This window comes from Nocardia araoensis NBRC 100135 (assembly GCF_000308435.1).
GTDB lineage: Bacteria > Actinomycetota > Actinomycetes > Mycobacteriales > Mycobacteriaceae > Nocardia > Nocardia araoensis.
On the sequence record NZ_BAFR01000035.1, the window covers coordinates 1 to 19763 of the forward strand.

General features: G+C 67.2%; 6 protein-coding genes. 1 reads left to right on the plus strand and 5 read right to left on the minus strand.

What is annotated here, in order from left to right; translation table 11 throughout:
* From ON21_RS05110 to ON21_RS35600, 3 genes are all read right to left on the minus strand, one after another.
* On the minus strand, positions 1–14326 hold a 14326-nt coding region (locus ON21_RS05110; RefSeq protein ID WP_039796184.1), incomplete at its 3' end, for a LuxR C-terminal-related transcriptional regulator.
* Between the two features lie 163 nt (positions 14327–14489).
* Positions 14490–14924 (minus strand): YbaB/EbfC family nucleoid-associated protein, encoded by a 435-nt coding sequence (locus tag ON21_RS05115; protein WP_157170711.1) that lies wholly within the window; start codon positions 14922–14924, stop codon positions 14490–14492.
* Between the two features lie 148 nt (positions 14925–15072).
* A complete protein-coding gene (locus tag ON21_RS35600; RefSeq protein ID WP_051020359.1) occupies positions 15073–16764 on the minus strand; it encodes a hypothetical protein in 1692 nt (563 codons plus the stop codon).
* A gap of 218 nt (positions 16765–16982) precedes the next feature.
* On the opposite strand from ON21_RS35600, the gene ON21_RS05125 reads away from it, so the two are divergent.
* Positions 16983–17447, plus strand: coding sequence for an NUDIX hydrolase (locus ON21_RS05125; protein WP_218004041.1), 465 nt, complete (start codon positions 16983–16985; stop codon positions 17445–17447).
* Positions 17448–17573: 126 nt separating this feature from the next.
* On the opposite strand, the gene ON21_RS05130 is transcribed toward ON21_RS05125, so the two are convergent.
* A complete protein-coding gene (locus ON21_RS05130; RefSeq protein ID WP_039796187.1) occupies positions 17574–18455 on the minus strand; it encodes a phosphotransferase enzyme family protein in 882 nt (293 codons plus the stop codon).
* Positions 18452–19759, minus strand: coding sequence for an NsdA family TPR-like regulatory protein (locus ON21_RS05135; RefSeq protein WP_039796188.1), 1308 nt, complete (start codon positions 19757–19759; stop codon positions 18452–18454). Before ON21_RS05135 ends, ON21_RS05130 begins: the two co-directional genes overlap by 4 nt.
* Between the last annotated feature and the right edge of the window lie 4 nt (positions 19760–19763).

The window sequence follows — 19763 nt, forward strand, 5'->3', positions numbered from 1 at the left end:
TATAGAGAGCGACCCACGGAAGGTCACCATTCTTTGCGGCAATTGCGGCGAGCTGGGCGCGTGAACCACGACCATACACCTCGCGGGCATTGGCCAGGTGGGCTTTCACGGTCTCCCCCGTGATGCCGAGGATCGCCGCGATCTCCCGAGTCGTTCGGCCGGCGGCTACCAGCGCCAGTATGTCCAGTTGGCGGGCTGTCGGTGCGGGCGGGTTCGCTCTCGGTCCCTCCGAATGCTTTTCGTCCCGGCCCTGTGCGGTCCAGTTGTGCTGCTCTGCGGAATCCCCGGCGCGGGGAAGGGCGCCTTCCTTCTCGGCGACGGCGGCAAGCCGGGCGCGGGAACCGGACCCGTACAGCTTGCGGACGTTGTCGAGATGCTTTTCCACGGTCCGCTTCGATATGTGGAGGGCGGTGGCGATTTCGTGGTTCGTCAGGCCGGCGTCGACCAGTGCGAGTATCTGCTGCTGGCGGGTGGTCAGTCCGGTGCGCGGTGGTTCCGGTGTTGCGGGGTTCGTCGTGTCGGTTTCGTCGAGGTCGATCGCGACAGGGTCGATTGGGTTGCCGGGCGTGGGCGGGTGCTGGCTGTCGGTGTCCGCGGGAGGGTTCGGTGGTTGATCGGTGATGTTGCCGAGGTGGATCTGCGGCACGTCGGGTGCGTCGGTGCCGGATCGGGCAGCGGCATCGTTCCCGTACTGGTTGCGCTGGGAGCTCGCCGGGCTGCCGACATTCAGATCAACCCCTCTGCGTCGCGCCACCTCCAACATTTCCGCCCATTGATTGGTGCCCAGTTTCGCCGCGATCGAACGCATGGCGGTCTCGATCTCGCGGCGCGACAGTGACAGCAGCGTTGTGATCTCGCGATGGGGATGGCCCTTCGCCACGAGGGTGAGTACGGCGATTTCGCGATCGGACAGCTCGAGATTCTCTGTGTCGGAGAATGATCGGTTGACGCCCGTGGAAGGTACATGGGGTGCCGTATCGGTACGCGATGGTCTGGTGACGGTGGCTGCCGGGGCATCCGGGAGCGTCGAGCCGTCGGCTCCGTGTGGCGCGTCCGCGACTCGCAGCAGAACGTTCTTCTCCAGGCGCGACAACGATCGGATGCCTCCGCCGTGGCGGATGCTGTCCGCTGCCTCCAGAAACTTCGAACGTCGGTTGTGTTCGGCCTGGTCGAGGTTCCGCCGCAGCTCGGTGACGCTCAGGCCGGCAATCCGACGGTACCGAGGATCCGATTCGGCGATGCCATCGGTGCGCATTACTGCAAGAATCTCGGCGCGGAGCGGGTGGAACCATCTGTGTTCCACTAGTTTTCGCGCGGTTTCCAGCAATCGGTGGGCGATATCGCCGTCCCGGTTCGTCTCCGAGAATCGGAATACCTCGTCATTGATCTCCAAAGCCAACTGCACGGCGCGCGCCTGCCGTGGGCTTCGTGTACCGCCTGCCACCGTCGGTACTCCGAGCAGAGACAGCACGTACCGGAAGGTGTCGAGCCCGTATTGATCCCGCAGATCTGCCGAGGTTGCGGGCGGGGCGGTGTCGGGTATGGGGGGTGTCGGCTGCAGCTCCGCGTTCGACACCGACGGCGACGAGGCTGACTCGGTAGGACCGGTTGCGGCAGCTTCTCCGACCTTGTCGGTGCCGGGCAAAATACCGGCGTGGATGGCGACGGCTACCGTCTGCGGCCGGTTGCGGGTGCCGAGTTTCTCGCGGATACGGGTGAAAGCCTTGTCCACAGCGCTCGAGGACATGTCGAGGTCCTTCGCGATATCGGCGTTCGTATCGCCGTGTGCGATGCGGGTGAGCAAGTCGATTTCGGCGGTGGCCAACTCGGGCACTTCCACAGCCCTGTCCGTGCGAGGAAAGAGCTCGGAGCGGATGGCGACGGCTATCATCGCCGCCCGATTGTGCACGCGGAGTTTTCGGCAGACCCGCATCAGGTAGTCGTCCACGATGAGCGAGGACAGGCCCAGCGCCTGCGCGATGTCCTTGCTGGTCTCACCGTTCGCGACCCGAATGACCACGTTGGTTTCGTAATCGGCCAGCCATATTCGTCCGGTGCCCGGGACGGCGTCGGTAGGGTCGGCGAGCGGGAGGTCGCCGATTCTTACGGCGGCAGCCACGATTCCAGGACGGTTGCGTGCGCCCAGTTTCCGGCCGGCTCGACCCACCAACTGGTCCACGCTTCTCGGAGAGATCTCGAGGTCTTGAGCGATGTCGTCGCTGGTGTCTCCGTTCGTGATCCGCCCGAGTACGTGGATTTCGCGACTGGTCAGCTGGAGATCTTCGCGACCGGGTGTCTCTCCGTCGGCGCGGGGACCGACGGGGAGGATGCCTGTGCTCAGTGCGATGTACACCGCTTCCGCCCGGGTACGGGCACCGAGTTTCTGGCGAACCTGGGTCGCGTAGATGCTCACGGTCCCGGGGGACAATCCCAGCTCCGCCGCGATCTCCGGGCTCGTCATATCCGCGGCCATCAACTGGAGCACCGTGAACTGACGGTTGGTGAGCCCACTATCCGTCTGCTGTGACGAGTCGGTCGCGGGCGTTTCGGCGTCTGTTATCACCTGCTCCCCGGCGTCGACCAATCTGTTGAGCGCACCTCTTTGCACCACGCTGATCGCTGCACCACGACGCATTGCGTCCACCGCCTCGGTGACGTGTTTGCGCTGCGTGGCATTCATCCCGAACCAGCCGTCTACCAGGCCTCCCGCGATGCTGTGCAGCCATTCGCCGGGATTCGTGCCCGCATCGGCACGCCATCGGTGCGCCTCCGCGATCCGAAATGCCATGCGGTTGAGCTCCTGTGCCACCTGCAGGAGCGGCCGCAAGTCGCGGGCGGTCGGCGAGGCTGGAACCCCTAGCCGGGCAAGCACTTCCCGGAGTGCGGCCCGGCCGTATCGCTCGCGCAGCTCGTCGAACGCCGTCGCGTCCCCTTGCCGCGCGCGTTGCAGAACGGTGTCCAGCTCGTCGGACTCGCCGAGGTCGATCGCGACAGGATCGATGCGGGTGCCGGATGTCGTCTCATGGTCGCCGGCCGACAGCGCGACCGCGTCGACAGTTCCCATCGGCCCGTCCGGGTGATACCAGAACCCTATCTCGTCGGCCGCCGCACGTACCAGCCCCATGTTCTCGCTGGTGCCCGTCCCTTTCACCGCATCACGGACCGTGGCCTTGGCCGCGCCCGCTGCTTCGGCCAACGTCTCGCGAGATGGCTGCGGCTTGATCCGCGCGGGGACGAACTCGTCGCCGATCCAGCGCGCCGGGCGAACACGACGCGTCACGAAGTTCGGATCGGTGAGGGCCGCGATGTCCGCGCGGTCCGGCGGTACACCCAACCGGTGCGCCGCGGCCAGGACGCGTTGCGTAGTCTCGCCGTGCCACGGCTTCTTCGGGCCGAACCGTCCGTTGAAAACGCTGCTGACGTACGCCTCGCTCACACCCGCGAGCCGGGCGATATCGGCCCGCATGGGTTTCCGCACCGCTTCGATCCGGCGCAGGGTGAGGTAGCGCTCCGCCAGGCGGCGCGTCTGTGGCGCAACGGTCTCGTCGGCGGCCAGCGCTTCGGCGTGCGTGCGGGTCAGTTCGTCGTCGGCGACGCCCACCTGCTGCGCCAGCTGGTTGCGCAGCGTGTGGATCTGGACCGCGTCCAGCGGGGCTGCCGCCAGCGGTTCGAGAGTGGCACACAGGAAGGTCTCACTCGCGGCCACAAGGTGTTCCAGCTCCGGCGAGTCCGTCAGGCTCGTGAGCCAGTACAGCTCGGCCAGCACCTCGCCCGTCGTCATCGGCTGGGGTGGGCTCAGGTCTTGCAGTCCCAGCAGTGCCCGCAAGTCTTGGTCGAGGGCCCGGCGCCGGTTGTCGAAACCGTTCTGGTCCAGGGGATCAGCCTCAGGCTCGGCCGCATCCCGGAGACCGGGTTCTTCGCCGTCGCGCCGCTCCAGCTCGGCAAGCGCGCGCTCGTGAGTGGCCGCTTCCTGATCCGCGTGCAGTTCGAGCTGGGACCGGATCCATCGGCTCAGCGCCTGACCGTCGATGCCGGTCACGGCGGTGGGCATGGCCTGTGTCTGTTCCGCGACGAGGGCGAGTGCCAGGCGTACCGCTCCCCGCGTCACCGCACCGGGTGGCAGCCCGAAGTGCTCGGCCAGCGCGGTCTGGGCCGGGTCCGAGGCCGCTTGGGCGGGCCGGGCCGATTGTGCCCCGCGGGATCTGTCGATGTCGGTGGGGAGGGTCGAGGCCTCCTGGGAGTCGGGCGCCGACTCGTCTCGGTCGTTGTCGGTATCCGTCGCCGTTGCCCGCCGCAGCGCGTCCGTGACGCGCGCCTGCAACTCCGGGTCCGGGGCCTCCGCGGGATCCTCGGCGGCGATACCGCTGTGCACTGCCCAGGCGACCAGCCCGGCGGTGTCGTCGATACCGAGTTTGGTACGCAGGCCGCGCCGGATGTACTTGACCAACGGCACCGAGATGCCCAGCTCTGCCGAAATAGCCGGGTTCGTGAACCGCCGGGCCACCAGGCGCAGGACACTGGTCTCCTGCGGTGTCAGACCGACGTCGGCAGTTGGTTCGGGTATCGGTTCCGGATGGTCAGCCGACCATGCCCGCTGCGCCGCCATCAGGAGCACGCCCCGATCGGGGGTTCCGAGCTTCACCGCGATGCTGTCGAGTTCGTTGATCACGGTGGCGTGCGATCCGCCCAACGTGCGAGCGATCGCTTTGAGTGACAGACCCTGTGCGGCCAGCCGCAGCACCTCGGGTTCACGCCCATTCAGTCCGGACGGGTGGGTGGCGATCCGAGATCGGAAGGCGTGCACAGTGGCCCAGGACACCGCTGCCGGATCACGGCTCGTGCCCGGCAGCGACTCGGCGAGCGCTTCGAGCCGCTCGCGCTGCGATGACGGTTCTCCTCGCTGCGCCGACACCCGGATCCTGCCGCGCGTACCGATCTTGTCGGCCAGTTGCACCAGCAAGGGATCCAACCGGCTCTGCGACATGCCGAGTGCGGTTGCGAGGGCCTCGGATGGCGCTCCCTTGGTGACCAGGTGGAGGAGGAGCGCCTCGACTTCGCTCACTTCGACGGTCCGCGCCTCTGCGTGAGGCGACTGGAGGCTACGCGCCCGGGCTGCGAGTTCCTCGTGATCCGAGGTGCCCAACTTGGCCTGTATTTGGCCCCGATACCCCCGTGCCGTAGATGCCGTGACTCCCAGCTGGTCACCGATCGCCTGATCGGTGAGACCGGCCGCGACCAGGTCGAGAACCTCGCGTTCGCGGGGGGACAGGTCGACGTGCCTCCGCGTTGCCGCGGAGTGGGGATCGCCAGGCTGGAACGCCCCCTGCCGCTGTGCCGCCAGCAGACCGGGCAGCCTGCCCTCGACACCCAACCGGCCGGGGAGCGCGGCCATGAACGTCCGCACTCGATACCGCGTCGTCGCCAGCTCGGTAGCGATCTCGCGATTGCCCAGGCCGTTCGCCGCCAGCTGGAGGATGGCGATATCGTCCGGGGAGAACTCGACATCGGTAGGTGGGCCGGATGGGTCGCCGAGCCAGCCCTCCCGATCCGCCGCGAGGACCGCGGGAATCAAACTCGGGCAGCGGAGTTTGGCGCAGGCATGTCGGGCATAGCTCTGGACGGTTTTGTGCGAGATTCCCATCAGAGGGCCGATCTCGGGGTACGACAGGCCGCGCGCACTCAGGCGCAACACCTCGAGCTCCCGGGGGGTCAGCCCGCCTCTGTCGGGTATCGGAGCGTCGGATTCGGTCCGATCTGGTTCCGTAACCGCCTGTGCGGGAGATTTCCCGGATGCCCGGACGCGAGCGATCGCCGAGGCGAATTTGCGAATCGGAGCCCACAGCAGAGGGTCCATGTCCTCGCCGGGAGCCGGTAGCACCGCTGCGGCCGTTCGGTCCGACTGGCCCGGCCAGAACTGGCGGAGTACCCGCTGCTGGGTCGGGTCGAGTCCGGCCTCGCGGAGAGCACGCCGCAGATCCTCGGGGTCGGCATCGGCCAGGGCGCGGGCTACCGCATCGCTCCGTTCGGTCGACGGGCCGGCGACGTAGATCGCCAAGATCTGCCGCCGGAAGCTGTCGAATGCAGCACGCCTCGACGCCTGGACCGAGCGAGGCACGGGTTCAAATTGCGTCGGGTCCGGTTGCGCATCGCCGAGGTCGATCGGGGCCGGGGCAGCTGCCCGCGCATGGGACTGACTGTGCTGCTGCCAGAACTCCGGTGGGAACGCCGACCTGCCGTCAGGGCGTCCGGGTGCGGTGCGTGATGAACCTTCTTGCTGCGCATGAACTTCCGGTGTTTGCGCGGTGCGATCCCGGGTCGATGCGACCGCGGCGCGGTGCTCCGCCTGGAGCCGGGCCAACTCGTCGAGCACGAACCCGGTGTCGGGGTTCAAGTATGCGATCTGCTGTTCCGCGTACTCGGCGCGGGCGGTGGGGGACATGGCGCGCCATCTCGCGGCCAGGGATGCCGCCGGGCCGTTCGAGGCGATGCTCGTGCCGGACTCGGACGCAGCCGGGACCGGACCGCGATAGTCCGCCTGCACCAGGGCATTGCGCTGCTCGGCTTCCCGCAACACCTGGAAATACGGGATGTCTCGAAGCAGGGCTTGCAGCACGTAGGCGGGATGTGTGCGATCGGCCGGTGCGGTCCTGCCGAACGCATTGTTCGCCTCGGCCAGTGCTTCTGCCGGATTGAACACTTTGAGGTCGCCCAGCCGGGGTTCGTAAGTGCCCAGTTCGTCCCTCTTCGTCGCCGCGTCCGGATCGGGATGGGCTTGTTCGAATTCGCCGGTGAGTATTTGTCTGCGAGTGTGGGGATCGAGCTGCTGCTGCCAAGCGTCGTATACGAGTCTCATATCGACCCAGCCCGCTCGATCGGCTTCTTCTGTTTGCTCGTCGAAAACCCGGCGCAGCGGACCGGTAACCCGTGAGATTCCGACTCGTTGCAGCCATTTGTCGAAAGCCGCCCGACTCTCGAATTGATTCGTCCACGATACGAAGGCCTTGTACAGGCGATCTTCTTCTGTGGACTTCTTCCTGCTGCTGCTGTACGAATCGAGCTGCCCCAGCCAATCGTCGAAATCGAGGTCCGGTGGCAGCATGCCGGCCTTTTTGAACTCAGCGAAATGCGTGTACAGGAATCCGAATGCTCGTGCCTCTTTGGAGTCTTCGTAGTCCTTCCCCTGGACGGCTCCGTCTCGTAGATGGGCAATCGGCTTTTTGTCGTAGAGCCCCTTCCGTGCGGCTCGATCCTGCAGATGGCCCATCTCGTGACTGACGGCGTCGTATGCTGGATCGCCGGTCGGGGCCATCAGGTGGCCTGCCTGCACCGCCTTCCGCATGGTGTTCCGGAATCTCTCCGGGTCACCGAAGAGGTTCTCGTTCAGCACCATGAAGGTCGGGGCGTCCTTCTCGATGCCTTCGGGAGTCCAGATACAGGCACCGGTATTGCCGACCATGGGGGCGACCAGTACGACGTCGAGCTTGATCTCCTGTCCAGCCGCGAAACCGTCGACTATCGCGTTCCTGATCGACAGAGCCGTGTCGACGGAGATCTCCGGCTTGTCCAGTCCGAGCACCTCGATGCCGAACCTCTTGAACAACTGCCGGGCGATGGCCTGCTTGGTTTTTCGATCGGCCTCGGCCGTCCTCGCGGAGTTCGCAAGGTCGCGGTTCTCGGCCGAGGGTTGCCGTTGCCGGGCGGTCGGGTCGGTCGCCTCTACTGCGATCTCCTGCGCGACCCACCCGAACAGGGCGACCTGAGCGTCGGTGAGGTCGTCGCCGCGGGTTCTGGGATCGAGCGCTTCGTTGACGAGTCGGCGTACGGCGGGATTCAGGTTATTGAGGCTGTCGAGCCACATATTTCGCGCTTGGCTGAGCAACCAGTCGCCGATGTCGACGCCCGGGGGGACTTGCCAGCCACCGGCGTCGGCGGCGCCGAGCGTGGCCCGGGCGACGGCGTGCGCCAGGAGTTGGATCCGCGCGGGTGGGGTGTCGTGCTCCGCATCCCCGCTGAGTACGGCACACATGGCCTGGGCGGTGGCGGGGCCGAAATGGCGGTCCAGCACCTGTGCGGCGGACCGGTCGCCCTGCTGCGCCCGCTGCAGTGTCTCGGTGCGGTCGCCGGGAGGCAGCTGGTCGAACGGGACGGTGGTACCCACCGGGGCCGCGAGGACGGGCTGGGCGGTCGGCACCTGCGCGACCAACTGGGCGACGGCCGCGGTGTGCGCGTCTTCGAGCCGGCGTCCTTGCTGCAGCAGCGTCCCGGCGTCGGTGACGAGTTGCCGCTGTGCAGGATCGAGCTGATCCAGGCTGGCGTGCAACAGATTTCGTGCGGTCTCGCGCACGTGGTCGGCGACGTCGGTACCGATGGGGATCCCTTGGGACTCGACCTGATCGAGTGCCGCGTCGCGGACGGCCTGCGCCACCGGCAGCAACGGTGCGGCCGCCTGTCCGCCGGGTGCGTCCAGCACCTGCAGGAGGTGGCGGAGGGTGCTGTCGCCGTGCTCGTCACGCAGGTTGGCTGCGACCGGTGGGTTACCGGAAGCCAGGTTGGATGCTGCCCCGGCGGCGAGGCCTGCGGCGGTCGGGACGGGGGTGCCGTTGTGGGTGGCGGCAGGGGCGTGCGAGGTCGCATGTGAACCGGTCGCATGCGGAGCCGCGGTCCCCGCAGATCGGGGAGGGGGGTGCTGGGGTTGCTGGGTCGCGGTGCCAGGTGCGTCCGCGGGTGGGGCGTTGGCTTGGTTGGCGCTCGCGTACTTGGAGGCGAGCTGATTCTGCTCGACAGCGTCCTTCATTGCAGGGACGGCATGCTTCCACAGGTCGGACTCGGCGTTTCGCAACGCCGTTTCAGTCCTGTTGAGTTCGATGCGCGTCGCCTCGGTGTTGAGGGCCTCGTGCTGTTCCTGGGCGGCCCGGTGGGCCTGGACGGCTTCTGTGTACTGGACGATCTGCTGTGTGACGCCGTGGTCGGTGACCCGGCCCAGAAAGTCCTCGGGGGAGACGTAATGCACCGCCGAACCCGGGGTGCCGCCGTGCTCCCGGTCGTCGCCGGATCCGCCACGGGCGCCACGACCATCGACCTGGTCGTTCACCCGCTCGGAGTACGACGGCCCGCCGCTGACCTTGACGTCGACACCGCCGAGATCGATCACCTCCTGCGACGGCGTCGGGTCGGCGCCGCGGCCTCCGTCCTTGTTGGTGATATAGATGGTGCCCTTGTCCCCGAATTCCTCGATCTTCTGCCTGACCAGGGCCTCGGCGTCGGCATTGCTACCGCCGTGCTCGGCGTAGAATTCCGCATCGACCACCTCGAACTTCAGCTCGAATTCCGCGCCGTGTTCTTCCTTCGCCGCCGTGCGGAGCAGGTCGATCAGTCCGATCCGCCCGGCATCCGGGTCGCCCCGGATTTCGCCGTTGTCCATGCACACGACCCACTGCGCACGGCCCGTTTGCTCCCCGTCGACCACATGGGCATCCCGCACGATGTCACGGGCCAGCTGCGTGAGTTTCGCATGCGTGTTCTCGTAGAATTTCGGCGGTTCCACGACCCGCTGCGATGTATAGAAAGTCGGAAGCTCCGGCACCGGCCCCACGCCGTACAGGTCGTAGGTGATGCCCTCGACGCCCTTCATGGTCCCCGACAGACCAGACGGATCGAACAGCAATTTGCTGCCGATCAACTGCTGATCCGACATGCGCAGCGAATGTTCCTGATTCGCCCGGACCGGCAGCCCTTCCTTGAGGTCGACGAACTGACCGACGTCCTGCCAGCGCACCTCGGTCGACTTCGTCCTGTCCCACATCGCCTTGTCGTTGGTTTCGTGCGCGAGGATGCCGATCTTCGCGCCCTCGCCTTCGTCCGCCCGGGTGATGTAGTGCGTGCCCTTCTCCAGCCCCCAGCGGGCGTTGGCGGCATCGGCATACAGCTTCAGCTCCGAGGCGGTGACCGGTCCACCCGCCACCCTCTCCAGCTTGGCGACCGCGGCCGGGGTCGTTTCCGCGGCCCACATTCCCCGGGTGTTCTCCGGCCTCTTGAAATCCGCTGCCGTCAAGCCGTGTTCGCGCTCTGCTGTCGTCAGCCGATCCCAGATCCCCTGTAGTTCGGCGCGCACCTCGGGTGGGGCCTCCTGCGCCGCCCCGGGGGAAAGTACGCATTCGGAATTGCCGTCGAAGATGGTGTCGAATTCGTCGATGGTGAGCTTGCCCGCCGGGAACGGGTCGTACCGGAGGTCCAGGCCGTGATCGGATGCCGCGGTATCCAGCCTCTCCTTGATCAGATCGATCGACGGCTTCGTGTTGAGGAAGTCCCGCAGTGCCGTCACCTCTTGGGGCGACATGCCACTGGCCGCGAGCTCGTTCATCATCGAATCCGCGACCTTCAACGCGCGGAACAGGTAGTCCTCTTTGGTGCCCACGACGATCCGGCTACGGCCGGGTACCGGATCCGGCAGCGGACCGTCCTGATCCATCCGGACCACATCGATCCCGGTGTCCGACTCCGGCCGCGCCACGAATGCATGCAACTCAGCGGCCAGCTCACCGGCGAGCAGATCACTACTGGTCCATGCATGTGCGGTGCCGTGATCGATGGCGTCGGACACCTTCTTCATCACCATGACGATGGTCTTGCCCTCACCGGTCTTCATATCGACCGGACCGTGCTCGAGCAGCAGGAACGCCGCGGCCTGTGTCTCACGCACCAGACGATGCCGGTCGTCACCCCGGCGAATCCATTCCGTCATCGCCGCGACGCGCTCCTCCCTCGACCCCCGCACCATGGTGTCGGCCAACGACTCCGGTGATGCGTGTGCCAACGGGCTCGTACCGTCGGCCGTACTGCCCGGCTTCCGCAACTCCCCGATCGCGCGACCGGCATCCAGGGCCGCGCGTACCCGCTCCTGGGCAACCACGTCGAACACGGCGTCGCGATCGGTGAGCACCCCGGCCTCGTAGTCGCTCATCAGCGAAACACCCGCGTTGTCCGAGATTTCGACGAGGTCACGGGCTCTGGCCTGGGCTGCGGCGTCATGCTGGGCTACCGCCGCCTCGTACGCATCCCGGCACTCGGCCAACTTCGCCTGAGCCTGGCGGAGTTGTTCCTGAGCGGCCCGCGCGGCTTCGACGGCCACCCGATCCTCCGCCGTGCCCGACCCGAACAGATCGCGTATCTTGTCGCCGAAGCCGACGCGGGTGGCCCGCTCATGCTGCTGCGCCACCCGCACGGCCTCCTCCTGCCGCTGCAGCTCGGCATGGGTGGCCCGCTCGCGCTCGGCCGCGGCTTCGACACGCTGCCGGTGGTGTTCGCGCACCAGCTCGTTCTGCTGCCGCTCGGCCGCATTACGCTGCTCTACCTCGGCTCTCGCCCTCGCACGCGCGTCCGCGGCGGGGTCTTCCTCGCGAGCGGTGGGCGGTGCTTGCTGCTCACTCGCACCATCGTCGCCCGCACGACCGCCGGGAACATCGTCTCCGCTGGTGTCGGACTCATCGGGCTTCGGTTGCGATGGTCCCGCCTCGTCTGCATCGGGATGACTCTTGGCCTGTTGCCCATCCGCGCTGTCGTCGGCGCGTGCGTGCTCCGGTGCGTTCGATTCATCCGGATGCGTGCCTCGCGCGGTCTCATCGCCTGTGGTGCCGTCGGCCGTGCGACCGTGCTCCGACTCCGGTTCGGCGGACGCGGGCGGTGTGTTCCGGCTGTCATTGTCGGGGCCGTGGGCGGTCGCCGACCCGGACGGGGTATGGCCGTCCTCGGCCTGCCCGCGCGCTCCTTCGACCGGTTCGACGGCGGGAGGGCGCTCCGCGGCGGCAGCCTTCGGGGCGGACACACGTGGCGGCCGATTGCCTCCGGCAGCAGCGGGCGAACCGGCAGCGGGTGTGCCGGGCTGGGCGCCTGCGGCCGGTCGCGCCGGGCCGCCCAACGGCTGCGCGGTCTGCCGCTGCTGCCCGCCCGCGTCCACGAACCTGTCTCCGCCGGGGGAGCGCGGACCGGAGTCACCGCGTTGTGGAGCAGGCGACTGGTCGATGGTGACCGTCATACTCGGGGACACGTCGTGGTCCGAAGACAGGCCGTCGGCCGATTCCTTGTGCGCCGCCGCCGGTACCAGCTCGGGCACGGCCGGTTCGGGGTCGGTGGCTCCGTCGGCAACCCGGGGCGCCCCTTGGCCCTCGGTCGCAGGCACGGCCGGGCTCTGTTGCGCTGATGCGTCGTGCGGGTCTGCCGTGACGGGGCGCGGACCGGCTTCCTCATCCGCTGCGGCACCTCGTTGCCGTGCCGATGACGACGGCCCGGCCGCCGGATCGTCGCCTCGTGCATCCGCGACGGCGCGGCCTCGCCCGGCCGGCCGCTCGCCCGCCGGATCGTCGCTTCGGGCATCCGCGACGGCGCGGCCTCGCCCGGCCTGCCCCTCGCCCGCCGTGTCCCGGCCGCCGGGATGCGGTCGGGCCGTGGCGGCGGCGTTGTCCGGCACCGCGGCGTGCTCCGGCGAATGCGGTACCGCCGGCGTTTCCTCGGAGCCGACCCGGTTGCCGTGAGCCGACCCGGGCGCGACATCTGCCGGTCGAGCACTGCCTTCGCCGGTATCCGTGGGGTGTGGCCGCACCGAGTGCTCGGGCCCGGCCGCGGGGTGATCATGTTCGGTGGTCTGCCGTGCTGTGCCCGCGTTCTCGCCGGTGCTGTTATTCGAGTCGTGCGGTGCTGGAGGCAGTTCCCCGTCGACAGGAGCTTCAGCGGCACCGACGGTTTCGGAATCCGGTCGTGCGGCGGGAGCGTTCCGTGACCCGGGCGCCTCCGCCGATGTCGGATCCGTCCCGATGCTCGGCACGCCGACCGGGTTGACGGTGGACGCGATGGCGGCCGCGGGGTAGGTGACGGTCTTGACGGGATTGACGTTGTCGATCAGGGCGCCGGGCATGCCTGCGGGCGCTTCCCAGTCCATGCTGTTGTTCGGCACGGAGAACGGCTGCTCCGGACGCGGCTTGTACTCTTTCGGCGGCGACACATCGAGCGGTTGATTGCCTCCGTCCGCTTTCGGCGTTGTCCCTGCGGGGGCCGGATCCGCAGGTGTGGCAACGGCGTCGGAGGGGGGCTTGACAGACTTGACCGGGTTGAGGTTGTCGGGCGACACATTCGGCACATTGGCGGGCTGCCAGTCGGCATTGTTCAATGGGAGTGCGGGACGGGCTGGCGCGTCCGCAGTTGGCCCAGCTTGGCGCAGCAGCGCCACAAGATTGTCGATCTGTTGTTGCTGATGAGTGTGGGAGGGGTTGTTCGGATCGAAGTCGGCGGTGACGATGCCATGCGAGCGCAGTGCGTCGACGAGCGAACCAGGCGACGGTTCGGCCGTGGTGACCTCCGGTGCGGCAGCGGGGTCGGCAGTCGTGTCGGGAAGTGGCGCCCGGCTGCGCATCCCCTGTGCCGCGAAGGCTGCCGCGCCGATGAATCCGCTACCCATACCGGGGATCAGGCCCTCGGTGAAGGCCTTGCGGCTGAACGGCTGGTCGGACAGCACAAGCGAGACGGCGGTGCCGCCGAGAGCGCCGACGGCTCCGGCTCCGGCGCCGACCATGGTGGTGCCGGCGAGCTGCAGGGCCACCCGCCCCGCGGTGCTGTTGGCGTTCACGCCGATGGCGGCGACCTTCGGCCCTGCCCAGAGTCCGAACAGCATGCCGAGTGCGCCACCCACACCGCCGGCGGCCGTTGCCACGCCGACGGATTTCCAATCGATCTGTTCGCGGTCGCCCTTGGCGACCTGGATCGCCTGGGCGCCGGCTTGGGTGCCGCCGCCCAGCGCTACTCCCATCACGACTCCGTTGCGCAGCAGCACCATCGAGCCGCGTTCCGCGGCCAGTTCCGCACCGCGTCCGGAAAGGAACGCCACGAACCTCATCCACGCGCGCTGCGCCGCGGTCCGGGTCGCCATCTGTGCAATGGCGGCCTGGATCGGACCACCGGCCGCGAACATCAGTGCGCACCGGGCCAGCTGGAGGGCCAGGATCACGGCCATGCTGATGATGACCATCTTCTGCAGCTCGGTGGCGTTGGCGCTCTCGTAGAGCTGCCTGGCGAGGCTGTCGCAATTGGTGGCCTGCTGCCGGAAGCGCTCGGCCGTGCGCCGGTGCTTGTCGGCGATCGCGGTGACGGTCTCGCCGTGTGAGCCCTCGGGCGGCTTCGCCTTGGCTTCGTGATATTCAGCCTGCTCACGGCACCATTCGGCCTTATCCGACCAGGCATCGGCGGCGCGTCGTTCCGCGTCCTCGTCGCCCAGCGGGAAGTGCCCGGCGACACACATCACTACGACCGGGGGGAGCCAGGCCGGCAAACGCAGCGTCATGTGGGCACGCGTTCATCGATGCGTGTCCGGCAAGCGGCTCCGGGAACGCTACTGCCGCCGCCATCGTACGGTCGCACCCGAATCCCATGCCCTTCCGCCGGCGGGAGGTTCCTCTCCGGTCGTCGGCAGGTACGCAGCATCATCTGCACTACGCGGCCCCGTACTATCTCGGGGAACCTTCGTTGTCCCTGCGGAAGAAGGCGCGAATCTCGTTGAGGCTGGGGGCGCCCGGCGAGATATCGGGCAGGTCGGGCAGGTCGTCGAAGTCGTCGTCGAGGGGTGCGGCGAGCTCCTCGGCGTGCTGCTTCGCCCGGTGCGCCGCGGCCCGGGTGACCTCCACGATGGCCCTGCTCAACTGCTCCGGTGTCTGGCGCATCGCCGCGGCCGTGAGGCGTAGGTCCGTCAGCACGCCGGCGGCGTCCACGGTCACCTCTACCGATTGGTCGGGAGAACTCGCCTGCGTGCGAGCATTCTCCAGTTCTCCGAACACATCGGCGAGCCGGCTCTGCTGACGTTCGAAGGAGTCGAGGAGGTGTTCGAGCTGGTTGCGCATGCCGCTGTTGGCCGAGCGCAGGCCTTCGCGCTCCCATCGATCCATGCCACGACCTTCCGACTCGAAATCCTCAGCGGACAGCGACGACCGCGGACCTCCGAACGTGCCCATAATGATGACCGACAGGTGCGTGGTTCACCGCTGGTGGGAAGGGAGAAGAACCAGACGCCGTCCGCCCAGGCCGCGACGGGTCTCATCGCCGGTCCGGCAACGCCCCACGCGACATCACCACCAGCAGCCGACCCAGCACCTTCTGTGGGCCGTTGGCCTCGTCCTCACTCGATTCGACCGCGGCGAATCCCTCGGCCAGCGCCCTGCCCGGAACGAACAGACCCTGCTCGAAACAGTTGTCGCCGAGCTGCGCCCGCCACCGCTTGTAGCCGGCGACCACCCGGCTCAGCGTCTGGCCTCGGGGGTCGTTGATCCGCACGTATTCGGTGATGAGCGCGCGTTGCGCCTCCTTGTGTGCCCGGAAACCGCCGGTGAGGTCGATCGCGGCGCCGAGTTCCCGCAGGATCGCGGCATACATCGGTCGCCGTGGAGGACCGGATCGGGTCGTCGCCCGGGAGCGGCCGGCCAACATCCGAGGATCGATCACAGCGGTGTGAGCCAGCACGATCCACGGCGCCACCTCTCCCGGTTGCTCTGCCCTGCTGCGATTCTCGACGGCAGACAGCGAATCCGTCACATCCCGGATCTCGATTCCGCGCAGCACGACCGGCATCCGCGGGAGGACGGTGTCGACAGCATCGGCGATGTCCTGGACCGTTGCCGCGGCGATACCCGCCGCGTCGAATCCGACGATTTCGATGTTGTGCCGAGCGGCCATCTCCCGAGCGATCCGCATGGCCTCGGCGTCGGTTGCTCGGCGCGCCGGTACGCCTGCGGGTTTCGGGGCCCGCTTCCGCTCGGTACGAGCCGGCTCCGGCTTCTTGCCCGCGGGCGGGCGGTCCGGGGTGCGTGGCGGAGATACCCGAGGCGGGGTTTCGTTCGCCGGCGCGCCCGAGGGGCTCGGAGCCTTTGCCCAAGGGGTGCCCGACCCGTTCCGCGTCCACGGCGTACCCGCAGGCGGCTTGCCGGCGTCGTTGCGGCCGCCCGGCATCGTCTGCGGACCTGCCTGCTGCCTCGTCGGTGTACTCGCCGGCGTTCCCTGTCGCTCTGCGCCGTTACCGGGCGTCGTCGGCGATCCGGTCTCGGCCGCCGGGGGTTGGTCACTGGATTTGTCCTCGGGCGATTCGGTTTCTCGGGAATTGCTCGTCGAATCGTCCTGCTGTCCGGGTTCCGGAGGTTGCTGTCCGGACTGCGCGGGCTGCTGGCCAGGATTCGCGGGCTGCTGACCGGATGTCGAGGGTTGCTGACCGGATGCCGTGGGTTGCTGTGTATCGACGCTGCCGCGGTCGTTCGGGGCGTCCGGCTGTGGACGGGCGGATTCTCCGTTCGCCGTGCGATCGAACGTGCCCGGCGACCGTACGAAATCGTCTGTGGGACGGAGGGATTCGCTAGAAGTCGCCTGCGGAATGGGTCCTGCCGGCCGGTTCTGGCTCGGTGCGTTCGTGTACGGGATGCCATCGTCGGCCGACTTTCGGATGTTCTGCCTGCCGTAGTGGTCCCGGTCCTCGAACGCGTCGGCCGCATCCTTCATCGCGGAACTCATCGCCCGTATGTCCGCGACGAGGTCGTCGAACCCATCCAACGTACGGTCGGCACCGGGCTGGTAGGTGTGGGCGAACGTCTCGCCGGCTTCGTCGTCACCCCAGAACTCGCCTTCGTCGGCGAGTGCCGCCTTCAGTTCGTTCGCCACCCGTTCGGCGTCTTCGGCCGCCTGCCGCAGCTCCTCCGCCGATTCGCGCAGCTGGGCCGGGTCGACCGCCAATGCTTCGGCCACGCGACCCCCTAGGTCGATATCGAGACGGCACGGCCGTCTTCGGCTGCTGAACGGGACGTCGCGCATCGGCGAATCGCCACGCGCCAGGTCGACCCGAGCCGAAGCATAGGCGACGTGCGCTGGTGTTCTCGTCGGCGGGAACGTGTGCGGTGGGCGCTGCTGCGCTGGTGATCTACTGCTGACTGCTGGACGAGAATCGCCATATCAAGTTGTCGACCGTGGACGTCGAGCTACCAGATGGAGTGAAGTTCACCCAGTATGTGGCGCGGATGCCTCGGTGCGCGATGAACTTGGTACTGAACGAGAGGCGCGAGGCGTTGCTCATGTACCGCCACCGCTTCATCATCGACCGCTGGGTGTGGGAATTGCCGGGCGGGTATGTGGATCATGCCGAAAATGTCACCGCCGCTGCCGCACGGGAAGTCGAAGAAGAAACGGGATGGCGCCCACGGTCGATGGAACGCCTGGTCACCTACCAGCCGGCGATCGGCACATTGGACCAGCCGCAGGAGATCTACCTCGCCTGGGGCACCGACCTGACCGACACCGAACCCGACGTCAACGAGGCAGAAGACATTCGCTGGATTCCGCTCGAGGAAGCGGCCGCGATGATTGATCGCGGCGAGATCGTCGGCGCGGCGACAGTGGTGGCGGTGTACCGGGCGCTCAGTCTGCCCGCCTAACGATCGGGAGCACCTGCTGGGAATTACCAGCCATCTCGAGTGCTATCAGAAGATGAATGCCGAGAGTTTTCGGCGAACGAGCGGGGTAACCGCCGCAATCCGGGTTCCCGGCCCTATGGGCTCCGCTTATAGCGCCTCCCACCGCCATGGCCGCGTTACCTTTCCGCGCAGACACGCGATCCGATGTTCGGCCTGTTGTGCAGCTGACTTGCCAGCTTCGGCTTGTCCTATGGCAAAGGCCGCCCACCGAAGTTCCTGGATGTCGGCGAAGAGTCGGAAGGTCGGCCATCTCGTGACGTCGTAGCCGCCATAGGCGTGCACGAAAGACAGGTAGTCAGCTTCGGAGACTCGTGCGAAGTCCGCGTAGTCGACGGCGAGTTGAATGAGGTCCCATTCCGGTCGGCCAAGCGACACCTTGTCCAGATCCAGCACCGTAGGAATGCCCGTGGGTGGCACGACCAGGTTGCCTTGCCAGGCATCGCCATGAATCACCGAGAGTCGCGAGGTCTCCGATAGCTCATCATATTGCCGCCGTAGCTCGTCGTAGCGCGTCAGCAGCCACGTTCGGTCATCTTCGTTCACCGTGCCCGCAGTGGCCAACCGCGTGCGAAGACCGCCGAAGGGGGCATATCTCGGCAAGCCGGGGTCGGTGGGTGGTGTCAACGAATGGAGCGCTCGCAGCATGGCTCCGAGTTCGGCAGGCGTAGCTGGCCGATGGTCTGGAACGAGATGCCACCAGGTGACCGGTCGGTCGTCCACCAGGATCGGCTGAGGCAGTTCTGATAACGCTTCCACTGTTGGGATGCCGGAGCTGTTGAGCCACTTCGACACGCGCAGCTCCCGCTCTGCATCGCTCAGACTTCCGGGCTTTCCGATCCGTGCGACGATGTCACCAACCCGGTAAATGGAATGGGATCCTTCGCGGATCACCTCTTGTTCAGTCAGTTTGAGGTCCGCTCGTCGAGCAGCTTCCGTCAGTATCGCCTCGGATGACGTCGCTGCGGTCATAACGATGCTTTCGCCGCAGTTCGACGGGTGATGACTTCGCGCAGTGCCACGACGTCGCTCATCCGCCGGTGACGTGACGAAGCAGCGGCCAATCGTTGAAGTTCGTTCTGGATACGATGCGAATCGAGCCGGCTGGCCTGCGTGGCTGCGCGAATCCCAAGGACAACTGCTTCCTTCGGATCGCCGATCTGCATAGTGAGGGTAGCCAAGCGCGTGAGCGAAAATGTCTGTGAACGGGGGTATTCCGCAGCCTGGAGCTCTACGGCTCGCCGAATTCTAGAGGCTGCCAATTCGATTCGGTGCCGCTTCTGCGCGATCGGGATCAGGGCCTTGCCGGTGCTGCCAAGGTGCTCCGCCTCGTCGTAGAAGCACAGCCAGGGGGCGTCGGTGGCGGGATTGCGCTCAGCAAACTGCTCATCGGCGCGTGCCACCTCGGAGAGTGCGTCGCCCGGTCTTTCCATGGCAGCCAAGTATTGGGCTCGCAGGGCACTCAGCATGGCGCGGGTTGTGGCGGACAGCCGGTCGGACCGCACCTGGGCCAATTCGATGAGCGACAATCCGCCATCAGCGTTGCCAATATATGCCGTCTTGCGTGCCATGTCGGCGAGCGCGCCGGCGCGCAGTTCCCAGGATCCGGCGGTGTCGGCGCACCAAAGTGCGAGCCGGAACCTTCGCTCAGCCGCCGTGTGATCGCCGATGTCGAAAGCGGCGTGCCCGGCGACGCTGGCGAAGTTGCCAATAGCTTCGAGCAGGGCCCGGCGGGTGCCCGGCGACGTCTTTCCTCCGAGTAGCCGCGCGAAGCGGCCGAGTTGTCTGCCCGCGACAAGGCTGATCGAGCCGCCGCCACGCATGTTCTCCACCGAAGCGATTGTGCGCGTTGCTGTTTGGATGTCGATGACCTCGGCCGTGCCGACACGGCTGATCGGCTTGTCGTCTGTGCTCGGGCCGAAAAATTGGGCAGGACCGATGTTTGGATCGAAAGGGCTGAGCAGGTTGATCGCGAGCGTGCCGTCCGACATTCCCGACGCTTTGCGGCGTTGACGATTCGGTACGAAGCCCAGTTCACGATCGGTGGCGTGCAGGATGGCGCGGAAGGCCTCGCGGTAGAGATCGTTGGGCCAGCGGACAGTGCCACGCTCGTAGCGTGCGATGGTGCGGGCATCTAGTTCGCGCCGCTGACCGTGCTGTCGCCAGATGTAGGCGTTGACGGCTTCTGCCAGCTCGGCGCGGCTCATCGTCTGACCAGATGTCATCCGCGACGGTGTGGCTTCCCGTCGCTGCTGGAGTTGCACGTTCGGCTGCATGCGT